Genomic DNA, 13,416 nt, shown 5'->3' on the forward strand with positions numbered 1-13,416 from the left:
CAGGCTTCACATTTGCTTGCAGCCATTATTTTTGTAGCGATGACAGGCACGCCCCGCCATGACGATGCACGACACCCCGAGCGGCTTGAACTGGGACCTGGGCTTGGCCCCGCCGGCCGACGGCCTGTGGTGCGGCCTGCGGCTGGTGGCCGAACTGACGCAGGCCGACCAACCCCTGCCCGCCGATGCGCCGGCCTGCCTGGTGGTGCAAGGCGGCATGCTGCGCTGGGTCGGGCCACAGGCGCAGTTGCCTGCGGCGTTCAGCGCCTTGCGCCGATTCGATGCGCGGGACGCGGCGCGCACGGGCGCGCACGGCGCAGCGCCCGGAGCGCCTGGCACATTGGCCACCCCGGCGCTGGTCGACTGCCACACGCACCTGGTGTACGGCGGGCAGCGCGCCGACGAATTCGCGCTGCGCCTGGCAGGCGCCAGCTACGAAGCACTGGCGCAGGCCGGCGGCGGCATCCTGGCGTCGGTGCAGGCCACGCGCGCAGCCAGCGAAGACCAATTGTTCGCGCTCGCCATGCCGCGCCTGCAAGCCTTGCTGGCCGAAGGTGTGGGCGCCATCGAAATCAAGTCCGGCTACGGCCTGGCGCTCGAACATGAGCGCAAGCAGTTGCGCGTGGCCCGCCGTCTGGGCCAGGCTTGCGCGGTGACGGTGCGCACCAGTTTCCTCGGCGCCCATGCCTTGCCGCCCGAATATGCAGGCCGCAGCCAGGACTACATCGATCTGGTCTGCCAGCAGATGCTGCCCGCGCTGGCCGAGCAGGGGCTGGTCGATGCGGTGGACATGTTTTGCGAGCGCATTGCCTTCACGCTGGCAGAGACCGAGCAGGTCTTCCTGGCCGCGCAGCAACTGGGCCTTCCCGTCAAACTGCACGCCGGGCAGTTGTCGGACATGGGCGGGGCCGCCTTGGCGGCGCGCTACGGCGCGCTGTCATGCGACCACCTGGAGCACCTGTCTGCCGACGCCATTGCCGCAATGCAAGCGGCCGGCACCGTGGCCGTGCTCTTGCCCGGCGCCTGGTACACGCTGCGCGGGCAACAGCGCCCGCCGATCGAGGCCCTGCGCGCAGCCGGCGTGCCGATGGCCGTGGCCACCGACCACAACCCCGGCAGTTCGCCGGCGCTGAGCCTGCTGCTGATGGCCCATATGGCCTGCACCCTGTTTCACCTGAGCCTGTCCGAGGCGCTGGCAGGCATCACCACCCATGCGGCACGCGCGCTGGGCCTGCAAGACTCGCACGGCCTGATCGCCGCCGGCCGGCCGGCCAACTTCGTGCTGTGGCCCCTGCAAGAAGCCGCCGAACTGGTCTATTGGCTCGGGCACAAGCCCGCCTGCACCATCGTGCGCCAGGGCCGCGTGGTCCGCGACGGGCTGGGCCTGCTCGACAGGCCGGAAATGCCGGTGCTGCGCGATGGCGCCTGAGCAGACCGCGCAGCGCAGCCTGTTTGCGGCACAGGCCCTGCTGCCCGGCGGCTGGGCGCGCAACGTGCTCGTGCAATGGGATGCGGCCGGGCGCATCACCGGCGTGGACACCGATGCCAGGGCGCCGGCCGGCCGGCCCGTGGCCGCAGGGCCGCTGCTGCCGGGCCTGCCGAACCTGCACTCGCATGCCTTCCAGCGCGCGTTCGCCGGCCTGGCCGAATACCGCGCCGAACGCCAGGACAGCTTCTGGAGTTGGCGCCAACTGATGTACCGCTTTGCAGCGCACATCACACCCGGGCAGATGCAAGCCATCGCCACCTGGCTCTACGTGGAGATGCTGGAGGCCGGCTACACCCGGGTGTGCGAGTTCCACTACCTGCACCACGACCACACTGGCCAGCCCTATGCCGACGACGCCCGGATGTCGCTGGCGCTGCTGCACGCCGCGCGCACGGCCGGCATCGGCATCACACTGCTGCCGGCGCTGTACCAAAGCAGCGGATTTGGCGCCCGGCCGCCGCACGCGCAGCAAGCGCGCTTCATCCGCAGCACCGCCAGCATGCTCTCGTTATTGGAGCGCCTGAGGCCCATCGCACAAGCGCAGGGCGCTGTGCTGGGCCTGGCTTTGCATTCGCTGCGCGCGGTGCCGCCGGACAGCCTGCAGGCCGCCGTGCAGGGCATCACGGCGCTGGACCCCCAGGCCCCGATCCACATCCACATCGCCGAGCAGCAGCAAGAAGTCGACGACTGCATCGCCTGGAGCGGACAGCGCCCGGTGCAATGGCTGCTCGATCACGCCCCGGTGGACGCACGCTGGTGCCTGGTGCACGCCACCCGGATGACGCCCGACGAACATGCCGCCGCCGCGCGCACCGGCGCCGTGGTCGGCCTGTGCCCCAGCACCGAGGCCAACCTGGGCGACGGCATCTTCGACCTGCCGCTGTGGTTGCAGCATGGCGGCCGCTGGGGCCTGGGCTCGGACAGCCATATCTGCGTGAATGCGGCCGAAGAACTACTGCTGCTCGAATACGGCCAGCGCCTGTCGCGCCGCCAGCGCAACGTGCTGGCCCATGCCACGCAGCCCGAAGTAGCCACCGCGATGAGCTTGCAGGCCGTGCAGGGCGGCGCACAGGCCGCCGGGCACGGCATCGGTGCGGGCCTGGCAGGCATCGCCGTCGGCCGGCAGGCCGACCTGGTGGTGCTCGACGCGCAGCATCTGGCGCTGCGCGGCCTGCCCGCGCACAGCATGCTCTCGGCCCATGTATTCGGCAGCCAGCGCAGTTCAGCCCTGGACAGCCTGTGGGTGGCCGGCGTGCGCCGCGTCACCCAAGGCCGGCACGCGCTGCACGAGGCGGCGGCCCAGGACTTCATCGCCGCCCGCAGCGCCATCATTGCGGCGCAACGCGCCGGAGCGATCCGCTAAGCTGTGCGCCGCTCTGCCATCTGCCACTCGCCATTTGCCGCCCACCATCTGCCACTCGCCGGACACGCCATGACGACCACCACCGCCCCACCCGCGTTCATCCTGCACCCAGGCCGGCAGCCGCTGCTGATCTCCATGCCGCACACCGGCACCCACATACCGCCCGAACTGGCCGAGCGCCTGACCCCCGAGGCGCGCCAGGTGCCCGATACCGACTGGCATATGGAGCGCCTGTACGCCTTTGCCCACGACCTGGGGGCCTCCGTGCTGGTGGCTACGCATTCGCGCTACGTGATCGACCTGAACCGCCCGCCCGATGGCAGCAGCCTGTACCCCGGGCAAAGCGTGACCGGCCTGTGCCCGGTGGACAACTTCGACGCTCGCCCCCTCTATGCCAACGGCGACACACCGGATGCCGCCGAAACCGCCGCGCGCCGCCAGGCCGTCTGGGCCCCCTACCACGCCCAACTGCGCGCCGAGCTCGAGCGCATCCGCGCCCGACATGGCGTGGCCGTGCTGTGGGACGCGCATTCGATCCGCTCGGTGCTGCCGCGCTTTTTCGCCGGCAAACTGCCCGACCTGAACCTGGGCACGGCCAACGGCGCCAGTTGCGCCCCCGCCCTGGCGCAACGACTGCTGGCCATCGCCCGGGCCGCCACCGGCTACAGCGCCGTGCTCGATGGCCGCTTCACCGGCGGATACATCACGCGCCACTACGGCCAGCCAGCGCAGGGCCTGCATGCAGTCCAACTGGAGATGACGCAGTGCAGCTACATGCAGGAAGCCCCGCCCTTCGACTACCAGCCACAGCTCGCTGCGGGCATCGAGCCGCACCTGCGGCGCATGCTGGCAGCAGCGCTGGCGTTTGCCAACGAATCTGCGCGCAAGTGAAAGCGGCCAGCAGCGCGCATCGGCATCTGTCCGGTGCGACGCCTGCCGCCCCGGCCACGCCCCGGCCAGCCTGACCCGAGCCCCTAAAATCGCGACATGCTCGACATCCTCCTGCTCCGCAAAGACCCGGCCAGCGCCATCGCGCGCCTGGAAACCCGGCAAAAGCCCCAGCCCTTCCTGAACCTGTCAGCCTTCCAAGCCCTGGAAGCCGAGCGCAAGACACTGCAAACCCGCACCGAGGAACTGCAATCGCGGCGCAACCAACTGTCCAGGCAAATCGGCATCAGCCTGGGCCAGGGCGACCCGGGCAGCGCAGACACCGCCCGGGCACAGGTGGCGGCCTCGAAACTGGAATTGGCGCAATCGGCCGCCCGCCTGGAGCAGATCCAGGCCGAACTGCAAACCATGCTGGAAGCCGTGCCCAACCTGCCGCACGACAGCGTGCCGGTCGGCGCCGACGCCTCCGGCAACATCGAACTGCGCCGCTGGGGCCAGCCGGCCAGCCCGGCCTTCGCCCTGAAAGACCATGTCGATATAGGCCGCCCGCTGGGCCTGGACTTGGACCTGGGCGTCAAGCTCTCGGGCGCGCGCTTTGCGGTGATGAAAGGCCAGATCGCCCGCCTGCACCGTGCCCTGGCCCAATTCATGCTCGACGTGCAAACCGGCGAACATGGCTACACCGAATGCTACGTGCCCTACGCGGTGAACGCCGAATCCCTCAAAGGCACCGGCCAGTTACCCAAATTCGAAAGCGACCTGTTCTCCACCAAAAAAGGCGGCCAGGACGGCGAGCCCGTGCCCGACAACACAGCGCTGTACCTGATCCCGACCAGCGAAGTACCGCTGACCAACTTCGTGCGCGGCCTGGTGCTGACCGAGGCCGAATTGCCCATCAGGCTCACCGCCCACACGCCCTGCTTTCGCTCCGAAGCCGGCAGCTACGGCCGCGACACACGCGGCATGATCCGCCAGCACCAGTTCGACAAAGTCGAGATGGTGCAGATCGTGCACCCGGCCACCAGCTACCAGGCCCTGGAAGAAATGACCGGCCACGCCGAGGCCCTGCTGCAAAAGCTGGGCCTGCCCTACCGCGTGATGAGCCTGTGCACCGGCGACATGGGCTTTGGCGCCGCCAAGACCTACGACCTGGAAGTCTGGCTGCCGGCACAAAACAGCTACCGCGAAATCAGTTCGGTGAGCAACTGCGAGGCCTTCCAGGCGCGCCGCCTGCAAGCGCGCTTCAAGAACGCGCAAGGCAAGAACGAGCCCGTGCACACCCTCAACGGCTCGGGCCTGGCCGTGGGCCGCACGCTGGTGGCGCTGCTGGAAAATTACCAGCAAGCCGACGGCAGCGTAACCATCCCGCCCGCGCTGCGCCCCTACATGGCCGGCATCGCCGCGCTCAGACCCTGAAGACCGTGGCTATCGTGGCTATAATTGCGGGCTTGGGCACGAGCACCAGGAGAGGTGGCAGAGCGGTCGAATGTACCTGACTCGAAATCAGGCGTAGTGGCAACATTACCGTGGGTTCGAATCCCACCCTCTCCGCCAGAATCAATCCAAGCCAGCCCCCAAAAGCCCCGCGCCGTATACGCGCCGGGGCTTTTTCATTGGAGATGTCGTCCATAATCGCCCAAAACACACCATGCCGATACCGCGCAAGCCAAGTGTCAATCATGGTATCTGGCGTGGTATTTGACGGGGCGATACCATGACATTGACCGTGCGTGCAGTGGAGGCGGCAAAGCCGCGTCACAAGGGCTACAAGTTGGCCGACAGTGTGGGGTTGTACCTTTTCGTCACCCCGGCCGGTGGCAAGAGTTGGCGCGCCAACTATCTGCGCGAGGGCAAGCAGGCAACGCGCACCTATGGCCGATGGCCGGATGTCAGCCTGGCCGAGGCCCGCAAAGCCCACGCCGCAGCGCGCGATGGTGTGGTTCCGGCGACGGTCGCTGTGCCTTCTTTTGAGACGATCGCCAGGGCCTGGCTCAAACTCAAGCTGCCTACCCTGTCCAATGGCAAGCACCAATCCCAGGTGGCGAACACGCTGGAGCGTTTCGTTTTCCCCAAAATCGGCAAGCGCCCCATCGATACCATCCATCGCCCCGAACTGGTGGATGTGGTGCAGGCTGTGCAGCTCGATGGGCGCGTGGAGACGGCCCACCGGGTGGCCGGGCGCATCGCGGCGGTGTTTGACTATGCCCAGGATGCCGGCCTGATCGAGAGCCATCCGGCATCCCATCTCGTGCGCGTGCTGCACTCACGCAAAGTAAAGAAACCCATGGCCAGCATTGCCCCTGCCGAGGCCGGGGCGTTGATGCGCGCCATCACCGACTACGATGAGCCTGTGACCGGGCTGGGATTGCAACTGCTGGCGCACACGTTCGTGCGGGTCGGGGAACTGCGCGCGATGCGTTGGAGCGAGTTCAAGGAGGACGGTGCGGTGTGGGTCATTCCCGCCGAGCGCATGAAGCTGCGCTTGCCGCATGTCGTGCCTTTGTCGCTGCAGGCGCAGGCCATCGTCGGGCAGTTGCGCCTGCTCAACGCTGAGCGGGAGTTCGTCATGGATTCGCCGTTGCGTCCCGGCCACCCATTGTCTGAAAACACTTTCCTGTTTGCCTTGTATCGCCTGGGCTACCGTGGCCGCATGACGGCCCATGGCTTTCGGGCGCTGGCCTCTACCGTGCTCAATGAGCAGTCGGGCTTTGCGCACGATGTGATCGAGCGCCAGCTCGCGCACAAGGAAACCGATGCGGTGCGCGCTGCGTACAACCGTGCGCAGTATCTGCCGCAGCGGCGCGAGCTCATGCAGTGGTGGGCTCAGTGGCTTGCTGCTGCACAAACTTCTTCAGATCCTCGACACGCCAGCGCGTGAGTCCGCCGATTTTGATCGGTTCGGGCAATGTCCCCCGGGCCACTTCGCGCCAGAAGGTGGATTTGCCCATGCTCAGCAGCGCTGCGGCCTCTGCGGCCGGGATCAGGATTTTTTCGATGCTGCTCATGCTCTGCCTCCTGTGGCGCTGATGCTTGCCCGGTAGCTGATTTGAATGCGGGTGATGATGGTCTCCGGTGTGCAACCTCGGTGGGTGGCGCAGAACATCGTGATGAATTCGGCGGGGGTGAGGTGCGGGAATCCTTCGCGCTGGCATTCCCTCCTCCCGTATTCCTGCTCGTCTGTCATGCGGCGCAGTGGCTCTTGGCGCGTGGCGACGACGGTCACGGGGGTGCCTATCTTTTCGATTTTCTCGCCCGCACCAAGCCCCATGTTCTTGATGACTGGCTGCAAAACATCCCCGGGTTTCAGGCGCAACCACCCCAGGCGGCGTGTCACGTCCTTGGTTTGATTCCTCACCTGTTCCGTGGTCAGGGCAAAGCTGATGTTTCTCACGCTGCTTTCCTGCGTTCCTGTGTGATGTAGTTCGCTTGGACCAACAACCGTGCCACCGGTGGGCAGACGCTGTTGCCGCACATGCGTATTTGTGCGGTCTTGGTCAGCGGTTTGCCATCGGCACGTTGGTCGATGCGGTAGTGCGCCGGAAAGCCCTGCGCCTTGAACAGTTCATGCGGTTGCAGCATGCGCATGCCGATGTCGGTGATGAGGTAGGGTTCGCCGCCGATCTGCACCGTCACCAGGCCGAAACGGTCGTGCGTGGGGATGGTGTGCAGCGGTTCGGTCGGTGCTGCGCCGTCGCGTTCGCTGCCGTAGTACTTGACCAGCAGTGCCGCGACCGCTTCGGGCTGGCCCGCGCCGTGCACCTTCGATGCCTTGGCCACCGCACGGGCCAGGACAAGGCTGTGATGATCGACGCTCGTCACCGTGCTGATCGGCTGGTCCAACGTGGTGCCCAGCACGCCGCCGTAATGCTTGGCCAGGAATGCGGCGACCAGCGCATGCCGGTTGGCCGTGGTCTGGGTCTTGACCGGCTCATCGATGAACGCCCCGCGCGCCTGGCCTTGCTCGGTTTTGTGGCCGTAGTAGCTCGACACGAATGCCGCGACCCGTGCCGCGCCGTTGCCACTGCCCCAAGGTTTCACGCCCGACGGGGATGGTTCGCCGTGCGCCAAGCTGACGAGGAAGGGTTGCCGTGCCTCGATCACGTACTTGACGATGCCGCGCGCGATCCGGCGCAGCGTGGCATCCGCCAGGGGCCGCGCACGCTCGAAGATGCTCGGCGTCGGCAGCGTCCAGTCGATGCACTCGGCGGCGCTGCGCCACGGTATCAATCCCCGGGCCTTGGTTTCCAGGCGCCGGGGGTCGCCATGGGTCGGGGCCGGCCATTGAATCGGCTGGCCATCACAGCGCGCCACGACAAACAGGCGCCGGCGGATGGTCGGCGCGCCAAAGTCGCAGGCGCGCAGTTCCTTGCATTCGACCTCGTAGCCCAGATTGCGCAGGCTGCCGACCCATTGCCGGAAGGTCCGGCCTTTGCGTTGCGGGCACGGTCTGCCATCCGGGCCCAGCGGCCCCCAAGTCTGGAACTCCTCGACATTCTCCAGGTAGATGATGCGCGGCTGGGCAGCTTTGGCCCACTGGACCACGACCCAGGCCAGCGAGCGGATTTTCTTGCTCGCCGGTTTGCCGCCCTTGGCTTTGGAAAAATGCTTGCAGTCCGGGCTGGCCCATAGCAGGCCCACGGGGCGCCCGTGCGTCACGGCCACGGGATCGACCTCGAAAACGTCCGCGCAGTAGTGCCTGGTCTGCGGGTGGTTGGCCTGGTGCAGGCCGATCGCTTCGGGGTCGTGGTTGATGGCCACGTCCACGCTGCGGCCGATGGCCTGCGCGATGCCGCAGGAGGCGCCTCCACCGCCGGCGAACAGGTCGATCACCATTTCGTCGTGCAGGGGCAGGATGTATCGAGGGCTCAGCATGCCGGCACCTGGTTCCACTCGCGGCCATCGAGCAGGCGGCCGGCGGCTTTTTTGCCTACCTCGATGAAGGTTTTTCCGGCGTGCTGGCGCCACTGCCCCCATTGCTTGAAAAAGAACGGCACCCCGGCGCCCTGGCATTGGTCACGCAGGCTGCGTGCCCAGTCCGGGTGCATCGGGCGCGCGCCGGGGCCGCTTTCGCCGCCGACGATCACCCAGTCTGGCATGTCGCGCAGGTGGCCTATGTTGCGCCGCCCCCATGGGGCGCCTTCTTCGTACTCGACGATGTTGAGCCACGGGCTCAAATCGACCGCGCCGAGCAAGGGCTCCAGGCTCAGGAACCGCTTTGCCGCTGGTAGCCGTAGCAGCTTCGGGATGTCGCGATCGGCCTCTTCCTGGTTGCATATCGTTGCGCCGATCCAGATGTTTTTCAGGTAATACCCGCCGTAGCGCCCGCCGCCTGATCTCCATTTAAACCAGCCTTTTGTGGCGCTAAACACGGCCTCATCTAGCATTGCGGGGGCATTGCCAATGCGCTTGGTCAGCAGCAACCAGTCAAGGTTTGGCGTTGACATGATCGAGCGCAACAGGTCGGCACGCCATGCGCTGTCCACCGCGTTGTCGAACACATCGGCCAGGCTGGCGCAAAACACTCGCTGGCGGCAGCCATGCGCGGCAAAGAAGGCTTCATGCTTCGCATTCCAGGCCAGCGGCTTGCGCCAGTTGGCAGCGCTGGTGCGCCGGCGCGGGGCGCCAGGGCCCCAATTGACCGCCAGACCTGCGCCAAAGCGCGCATTGCGTGCCTCGGCATAGCAGTGCTCGCAGCCGGGGCCTGTCTTTTGGCAACCTTCCCACGGGTTGAAGGTATGGTGTGTCCATTCGATGGGGGAGTTTTCAGCCATGGCGGGGCACCCTGTGTGGCTCGTTCTTGCCGTTGGGCGCGGTTTGCCACCATGCGCCGGGTGTGCCGCTGCCGTCCTTCGGGTGGTTGTGGGGCACCCACATCAGCGCCGTTTCGCCTTCCAGGCTGCGCAGGAAGCCCCAGGGTTTGACGTACTGCGCCCGGTGCCAGAACAGCGTCCAGCAATGGCCAGGCCCAAGGATCACGCGGTGGAAGGTGTCGCCGCTGAGCCGGTTGAACCAGCGCACCTTGCGCGTGCCGGTGCGCAGTTGCTCGTAGTACCAGCCCGACAGCACGAGCGAGCGCGCCCACGGCCACGGGTGGTCATGCAGCCCCCTGGCGGGGTCGCTGCCGACGAATCGGTGCAGATGGAACCGAACGCCCAAAGCCGTGCCGACGTAGTACCGCTCCAGGTATGGGTTGCAGTTGTCGCTGATGATTCGGCACGGCAGCAAGCCGGACAGCCAGTACAGCAGGCGGCTCATTGCGCCTCCCCGCGCAATGCCTTGACCAGGTACGGGTCAACGTCCGGTTGGTTGAGCAACCAGTGCTTGTAGTCCGACGGCGCAGCGCTGGTGGCCAGGCCTTTGTGTTTGCCGAAGGTCAGCGTCTTGGGGATGCGCGCTTGCTCCGAGCGCTGCCACAACGTCTGCCATGTCGTGGCCTCGGTGATGTCGCCCATCCTGGCCAGCAGGTGTTCGAGCACGATGGCGCAGTGCATCACGTCGTGCCGGGCCGAGTGCGCATGTTGCAGCAAGCTGCTGGCGCTGCCGCGCTCGAACAGGTAGAGCATGGCCGCCTGGGTGTGCGAATCGATGTCGGCAAGCAGCCAGCGCGCCAGCGCCAGCGTGCAGATGCGCTTGACGGGCGGTGCGCCGATCACCCGCCAGTCGTAGTCCACGTCGTGGCCGATCAGGTATTCGGTGCCCGGCGGCAGGCTGAACCCGGATGCAGGCGGGCAGTCGGCCAGTTCTTCGTCCAGGATGTGGTGCGTGGCCAGCGCGCCGAGCTCGATCGGCTTGCCGGGGTTGTAGCGTTGCTCGAACCGCTCCACCACGGTCAGCGTGAACGGGTCTTTGACCATGAGCCAGGCCGCTTGCACGATGGCCGGCTCGTGGAGGCCGGTGGTCTTGGTGCCGAAGATGAGGGCGGTCATCGGGTGCCTCCTGCGGGGGGTGGTTTTGGTCAAAAGGTTGTGCCTGCCAACCGCCAGGCTCGGCGGATGGAATAGCCACGGCGTTTCCAGTAGAGGAAGTGGCGCAGAAACTGCCTCATGGCAGCGCCCGCACGCTGACCTGGCAGCGCATGCCGATGCGCTCTTGCGCATCGATGGCGGCAGCGCCGGTCGAAGCAAACAGGCCGTCGTAGGTCTGCTGGCCGCTCTCGGTCTTGATGGTCACGCGGCATTTGATGGGGGTGGCGGCCAAGGCGTCGCTCATGGTCTGCCTTGCATGGCCGCCCAGCGCATCGCGCGTCATGCAGGCCGAGCCGCGTGCAGACAGGCCCGGTATGGGGCCTTGGGGGACGTTTGCCGTCTGGCTCATCGGTCTCTCCGGGGGAGTGGTGATGAGTTGACTTTAGTAAAGGCGAAATCACAGATCAGGCAAATGTGGAAGAGATTTGCGAAGGTTTCGTATGGGTGATTTCCAGGCAACAAAAAGCCCGCCGAAGCGGGTTGTCGCCAAAGAGCAAGCCCAGACCATTGGCCGTGGCCGTCCGTCGGCACAAGCCAACCGCCCCATGCTCTCCATGCGGCTGGCCCCGATGTGTTGGAAAAACTGCCGTGCCAGCGGCAAGGGCTGGCAACTTGGCTCCATGCAGTGCTGCGCCAGGTGCTTGGGCTGCAGGGTCAGGTCTGACTATTCTGCGGCGATGGCGTCCATCACCGCCAGGGCGACCGCCTCATTGGGGTGCACGGTCCTTTGTGTGCCATTGCGTGCGCTTTTTTTCCATCGGCCTGGCTTGCAGCAACGGCTACCCAATTGAAGGCCACTGTACTCGGCATGGAAGCCGCCGTACTCGGCAAGATCGCTCGGGCTGCCAACGAGGGGCATTTGCTCGATACACCTGACGCAACCTCGGTGCTGGTTGAATGGCGCAAATGAGAAGGTAGCACTGATGTCCACCGCCAATGGATCCCAAGCAGTGGTCGCATCAGACGAGCAACTGCCTCGATTGCTACTGCACTTCGCGCGGCAAGACTGGTTCAAGACCAGGTCAATGAACCCACACCTGTTCTTGCCAGAGATGGCTCTTGAGGTCGTTGAGGCCAGAGTGCGGGCGCTCGTGCGCAAGTGATGCCGGCCGGGGCCTGAGCCATCCGATTGCACACATCTCACAGCGCCTGGATTTCCCTGGCGTAGTCCAGTCCGGCAGCGAAGTCGGCCACGCGCTGCATGCCGATCCATAACGTCTTCACGCCGGGCTCGCCATCGCACTTGCGCCCCAGAAAGCCGCCCAGCGTGGCAACCATCCGGATGACGGTGTTCAGGCGCGGCGCCTGCTTGGGGATGGGCTTTTTGAGCAGGAAGTGCACGCCGCGCCATTCGTCGGGCTCGAAGAACAGTTCGGCGGGTAGATCCGGGCCATTGCGCCCCAGGCGCATCAAGCGCGCGATGCGCCAGGCTATCACCAGGTACAGGGCGATGGCGCGCTCGAGCCGCTCGATGCGGCTCAATTGCAGTGCCTCGATCCGGCAGCCGTTCTTGACGACGTGAAAGAACAGTTCGATCTCCCAGCGGGCGCGGTACCACTCGATCAACTGCGTGGCTGCCTGCAAGTCGCCGGCTGGGCGGTTGCTCAGCAAGCGCCATTCGATGGGTTTGACGCCGCTCGGCGGGTGTTCTTCGCGAGCGATCACACAGGTCACGGTGACGCCCTGGGCCAGCCGCACCGACTTGGCCCACACCGTCTGGTGCACCCGCCGGGCGCGCTGGCCGCGCGGCGCGTGGGTGAAGACGATCTGGCCCAGAGGGTGGCCGCTTGTCACTGTGGCCCACAGCTTGCCGTCTTCGGGCAGAACCCGGTTGTGCTTGGCGCGCACCAGCCAGTCGGCCGGATGGCCCAATTCTGCAGCGCGGCGCATCAGCGCCAGCAGGTCGCTTTCGCGGTCGGCCACATAGACCAGCCGGGTTCCAGGCAGGCTGGCCGCCTGCTCGGCGATGCGCTCGTAGCCTTCGATCCAGCGCGTGCTCTCCAGCACCTCATCGCTCGCAGCCTGCCCCTTCTTGGCCGAACGCGCCCACATCCACGCATCGATCACGCCCAGCGGTTCGCGATCGGGCGTGATCGCGTAGGTCGGATGCAGGTACATCCCGCGCTGCGCGTCGTAGCTCAGCCGGCCCAGCCCGGCAATGCCCTGACCGTTGAAGTCCAGCTCCGTCGTGTCCTGCAGGCACAGCACCACCGGGTGCTCGGCCATGCGCTGGGCGCTGGCCTGCCAGTGCGGCTTGAGGATGTCCTGCCAGTCAATGTCCTCGTGCGCAAAGAAGCGGTAGGCACCGCGGGTGTCGCCCCAGCCCCCGCAGGCAGCCGGGATGCTGGGTGTGGGCTGCCGGCTGAAGGTCTCGGCCAGTTTCACCTGCCGCCGGTTCAGGCGCTTGTCGCCCAGGTCCAGGTCCGCGAACTCCTCTTGTGCCCAGCTCATCCGTTCCATCTTCTCTTCGAAAAATCAACAGCTTACCGCCGAATCTTCAAGATGTGTGCAATCGGATGGGCCTGAGCAGTACGCCATGCAGCTCTTTCTTCAAGTGATGGAGCGCATGGGGCGGGCCTGAATCCATACCCTTTCCCCGCCCGGGGATCATCCACCTGAATTCGTCATGCTTGGCTGAAATGGCAAATGACGGATGCCCGGACGAATACGTTTGGCCCGGGTACGGGCACAGGATGCATAAATAGTGGTGG

At 66.2% G+C, this 13,416-nt stretch carries 14 protein-coding genes and 1 tRNA gene; 7 read left to right on the plus strand and 8 right to left on the minus strand.

The genetic code is table 11. From position 1 onward, the window contains the following. Positions 1-58: 58 nt before the first annotated feature. The 6 genes from hutI to VEIS_RS17695 all read left to right on the plus strand — a co-directional run bounded on the left by hutI (position 59) and on the right by VEIS_RS17695 (position 6,618). Positions 59-1,429 (plus strand): imidazolonepropionase, encoded by a 1,371-nt coding sequence (gene hutI / locus VEIS_RS17670; RefSeq protein ID WP_011811355.1) that lies wholly within the window; start codon positions 59-61, stop codon positions 1,427-1,429. After that, complete coding sequence (locus VEIS_RS17675) at positions 1,419-2,852, plus strand: formimidoylglutamate deiminase (protein WP_011811356.1); 1,434 nt, start codon at positions 1,419-1,421, stop codon at positions 2,850-2,852. The genes hutI and VEIS_RS17675 overlap by 11 nt, the downstream gene beginning before the upstream one ends. 69 nt (positions 2,853-2,921) lie before the next feature. Then, positions 2,922-3,743, plus strand: coding sequence for an N-formylglutamate deformylase (gene hutG, locus VEIS_RS17680; protein WP_011811357.1), 822 nt, complete (start codon positions 2,922-2,924; stop codon positions 3,741-3,743). Between the two features lie 96 nt (positions 3,744-3,839). Continuing rightward, the gene (serS, locus tag VEIS_RS17685) at positions 3,840-5,156 is read left to right on the plus strand and encodes a serine--tRNA ligase (RefSeq protein ID WP_011811358.1); all 1,317 of its coding nucleotides are present in this window, start codon (positions 3,840-3,842) and stop codon (positions 5,154-5,156) included. 48 nt (positions 5,157-5,204) lie between these two features. Continuing rightward, positions 5,205-5,294: transfer RNA gene (locus VEIS_RS17690), tRNA-Ser, on the plus strand. A 160-nt stretch (positions 5,295-5,454) separates the two neighbouring features. Further along, positions 5,455-6,618, plus strand: a complete 1,164-nt coding sequence (locus tag VEIS_RS17695) for a tyrosine-type recombinase/integrase (RefSeq protein ID WP_011811359.1) — start codon at positions 5,455-5,457, stop codon at positions 6,616-6,618. Here the strand turns inward: VEIS_RS17695 and VEIS_RS26760 are convergent. The 7 genes from VEIS_RS26760 to VEIS_RS17725 form a co-directional block, all read right to left on the minus strand. Continuing rightward, on the minus strand, positions 6,548-6,745 hold the full coding sequence (locus VEIS_RS26760; protein ID WP_083758661.1) for a helix-turn-helix transcriptional regulator: 198 nt from the start codon (positions 6,743-6,745) through the stop codon (positions 6,548-6,550). The genes VEIS_RS17695 and VEIS_RS26760 overlap by 71 nt on opposite strands. Further along, complete coding sequence (locus VEIS_RS17700) at positions 6,742-7,131, minus strand: ASCH domain-containing protein (RefSeq protein ID WP_083758662.1); 390 nt, start codon at positions 7,129-7,131, stop codon at positions 6,742-6,744. The genes VEIS_RS26760 and VEIS_RS17700 overlap by 4 nt, the downstream gene beginning before the upstream one ends. Beyond that, entirely contained in the window at positions 7,128-8,612 is a 1,485-nt protein-coding gene (locus VEIS_RS17705) for a DNA cytosine methyltransferase (protein ID WP_011811361.1), read from the minus strand. Before VEIS_RS17705 ends, VEIS_RS17700 begins: the two co-directional genes overlap by 4 nt. Further along, on the minus strand, positions 8,606-9,511 hold the full coding sequence (locus VEIS_RS17710) for a phage Gp37/Gp68 family protein (RefSeq protein WP_011811362.1): 906 nt from the start codon (positions 9,509-9,511) through the stop codon (positions 8,606-8,608). Before VEIS_RS17710 ends, VEIS_RS17705 begins: the two co-directional genes overlap by 7 nt. After that, on the minus strand, positions 9,504-9,995 hold the full coding sequence (locus VEIS_RS17715) for a hypothetical protein (protein ID WP_011811363.1): 492 nt from the start codon (positions 9,993-9,995) through the stop codon (positions 9,504-9,506). The genes VEIS_RS17710 and VEIS_RS17715 overlap by 8 nt, the downstream gene beginning before the upstream one ends. Further along, the gene (locus VEIS_RS17720) at positions 9,992-10,666 is read right to left on the minus strand and encodes a 3'-5' exonuclease (protein ID WP_011811364.1); all 675 of its coding nucleotides are present in this window, start codon (positions 10,664-10,666) and stop codon (positions 9,992-9,994) included. The genes VEIS_RS17715 and VEIS_RS17720 overlap by 4 nt, the downstream gene beginning before the upstream one ends. A 115-nt stretch (positions 10,667-10,781) precedes the next feature. Continuing rightward, positions 10,782-11,054 (minus strand): hypothetical protein, encoded by a 273-nt coding sequence (locus VEIS_RS17725; protein ID WP_011811365.1) that lies wholly within the window; start codon positions 11,052-11,054, stop codon positions 10,782-10,784. Positions 11,055-11,628: 574 nt separating this feature from the next. Between VEIS_RS17725 and VEIS_RS29035 the strand changes: the two genes are divergently transcribed. After that, complete coding sequence (locus VEIS_RS29035) at positions 11,629-11,808, plus strand: hypothetical protein (RefSeq protein WP_157048572.1); 180 nt, start codon at positions 11,629-11,631, stop codon at positions 11,806-11,808. A gap of 37 nt (positions 11,809-11,845) precedes the next feature. Here the strand turns inward: VEIS_RS29035 and VEIS_RS17730 are convergent, their stop codons facing one another. Further along, the gene (locus VEIS_RS17730; RefSeq protein ID WP_011809967.1) at positions 11,846-13,165 is read right to left on the minus strand and encodes an IS4 family transposase; all 1,320 of its coding nucleotides are present in this window, start codon (positions 13,163-13,165) and stop codon (positions 11,846-11,848) included. Between the last annotated feature and the right edge of the window lie 251 nt (positions 13,166-13,416).

The sequence above is a fragment of the Verminephrobacter eiseniae EF01-2 genome (assembly GCF_000015565.1).
GTDB lineage: Bacteria > Pseudomonadota > Gammaproteobacteria > Burkholderiales > Burkholderiaceae_C > Acidovorax > Acidovorax eiseniae.